The 2,395-nt window shown below is 44.3% G+C and carries 2 protein-coding genes; one reads left to right on the top strand and one right to left on the bottom strand.

Annotation, left to right across the window (positions count from 1 at the left end):
* A partial coding sequence (locus B7X71_RS15355; RefSeq protein ID WP_363927181.1) for an MOSC domain-containing protein occupies positions 1 to 680 on the top strand: 680 nt, incomplete at its 5' end.
* Positions 681 to 739: 59 nt separating this feature from the next.
* Here the strand turns inward: B7X71_RS15355 and B7X71_RS15350 are convergent.
* Positions 740 to 2,383 carry an MFS transporter gene (locus B7X71_RS15350; protein WP_293601332.1) on the bottom strand — a complete coding sequence of 548 codons (1,644 nt, stop codon included), beginning with the start codon at positions 2,381 to 2,383 and terminating at the stop codon, positions 740 to 742.
* Between the last annotated feature and the right edge of the window lie 12 nt (positions 2,384 to 2,395).

Raw genomic sequence — 2,395 nt, 5'->3', positions numbered from 1 at the left:
CTACGATCCTATACAGTTGCATTATTTGCTTTCTTCATGTGATCGTTCAATCTTATCAGCGAATCTCTATGCGACTACTATCAATCTCTCTTGGCAAATCAGGCCCCTTATTTGGACTAAATCATCCCGATTACTCAAGCGTAGCTTCTGCGATCAATAAAAAGCCAGTGAGCACGCTAAGCCAGGCAACCCCAGTAGAAATCAAATCCTTAGGTGTTGTGGGCGACGAGCAAGCAGATTTATCAGTACATGGCGGCCTTGAAAAAGCGATATATGTTTATTCAATCGAACACTATGCATTTTGGAATGAACTTCTCAATAGGGAAACCAAGCAAATAGTTAATCTCCAGCCTGGGTCTATGGGTGAGAACTTCACGATCGAGGGACTTCTTGAAGATGCAGTATTTGTGGGGGATAAGATGACTATTGGTGAACTTGAATTTACAGTTGTCAAACTCAGAGAGCCATGTTTTAAGTTCAACGCAAAGATGAAATACAAAGGCGCGGCCAAGGCAATGCTGCAGTCCGGAAAAAGTGGCTGGTACTTGCGGGTTAATAAGCCAGGAATGCTTGCAGCCGGCGCCCAGATTGATCTCACACCAGGACAAAGAATCACTTCAATAGCAAGCCAAAACAAAGCCCTCTTTCAGCGCGGTAATCAAAAAGATCTTTGGAATTAATTTGACAACAAAAAACCCGACCATAAGCTGATCGGGTTTTTGACAGAGCAAAAGATTAACTAATCGTTCGCATAAATATCAACATCTTTTGTCTCACGAATAAATAAGGTGCCAATCACCAATGTAATGGCAGCAATGATGATCGGATACCAAAGACCATGGTAGATATTGCCGTTTTGAGCAACCAAGGCAAATGATATTGTTGGCAGCAAACCCCCAAACCAGCCATTACCAATATGGTAGGGCAAGGACATTGAGGTGTAGCGAATACGTGTTGGGAACATCTCGACCAATATTGCTGCAATAGGGCCATACACCATTGTCACCAAAATAACTAAATAGGCTAACAACAGGAGTACTGGAACGTAACTGATTTCTTCAGGATTAGCTTTCGCTGGATAGCCCGCATAATTTAGAGCGTTACGGATAGCATTTTTAAACTCTGCGTCTCTCGTCTGACTCTCTTCTAAAGTCATTCCTTTTGCTGAATACGCCTGAATTTCAGTTTCACCAATTTTGATGATGGCAGTACTTCCCACAGACCCAGGAATTGTTTTGTAGCTGGCAGAGTTTGATGCCATAACCTGCTTAGCAATGTCACATGAGCTCGTAAATTTAGCTGTGCCAGTCGGATTAAACTGGAAACTACACTCGCTCAGATCCGCAGTAATTGTTGCTGGCGCAGTAACCATTGCTTTTTCTAAGGCAGGATTTGCAAAGTGGGTTAATGCATTAAATACAGAAACTGGCGTGCCCGGAATGTAAGTCACAACAGCTAACAACAGGCCACCCATAATGATGACCTTGCGACCAATCATGTCTGACAAGGTTCCAAAAATAATAAAGAATGGCGTGCCAATGATTAAAGCGGCAGCGATTAAGAGGTTAGCTGTCGTGGGGTCTACTTTGAGTACCTGAGTAAGGTAGAACAAAGCATAAAACTGACCCGTGTACCAGACCACTGCTTGACCAGCCACTAAGCCAAACAAGGCCAAGAGAACGATCTTTAAATTCTTCCATCGGGCAAACGACTCTGTCAGCGGCGCTTTAGATAGCTTGCCATCCTCTTTCATTTTTTTGAAAGCAGGCGATTCGTTCATGGACAGTCGAATCCAAATCGATATGCCAAGTAATGCAATGGATACGACAAATGGAATGCGCCATCCCCAAACCTCAAAATCAGAACCCGTTAACTCACGAGCGCCCAAGATCACTAACAGGGATAAAAACAAACCCAAAGTAGCCGTTGTCTGAATCCAAGATGTATATGCACCGCGACGACCATGGGGTGCATGCTCGGCAACATAAGTGGCGGCACCACCATATTCACCACCCAAAGCCAAGCCCTGCAGCATCCGCAATGCGATGAGGATGACTGGGGCAGCCACACCAATCGAATCGTAATTTGGCAAGATGCCAACAACAAATGTTGAGACACCCATTAGCAAAATAGTAACTAGGAAGGTGTACTTACGACCAATCAGATCTCCGAGCCGTCCAAATACCAAAGCACCAAAAGGTCGCACGATAAAGCCTGCAGCAAAAGCCAGCAAGGCAAAAATAAAAGCGGAACCCTGGTCTAGCCCTGAGAAAAACTGTTTAGCAATAATGGCGGCCAATGAGCCATATAAATAAAAGTCATACCATTCGAAAACCGTACCCAAAGACGAAGCAAAAATAACTTTGCGTTCCTCAGCAGTCATGGGGGCGACCTT

The sequence above is a fragment of the Polynucleobacter sp. 39-46-10 genome, assembly GCF_002282275.1.
The sequence above is the reverse complement of the archived record's forward strand: the minus strand, read 5'-3'. Positions and strand labels throughout refer to the sequence as shown.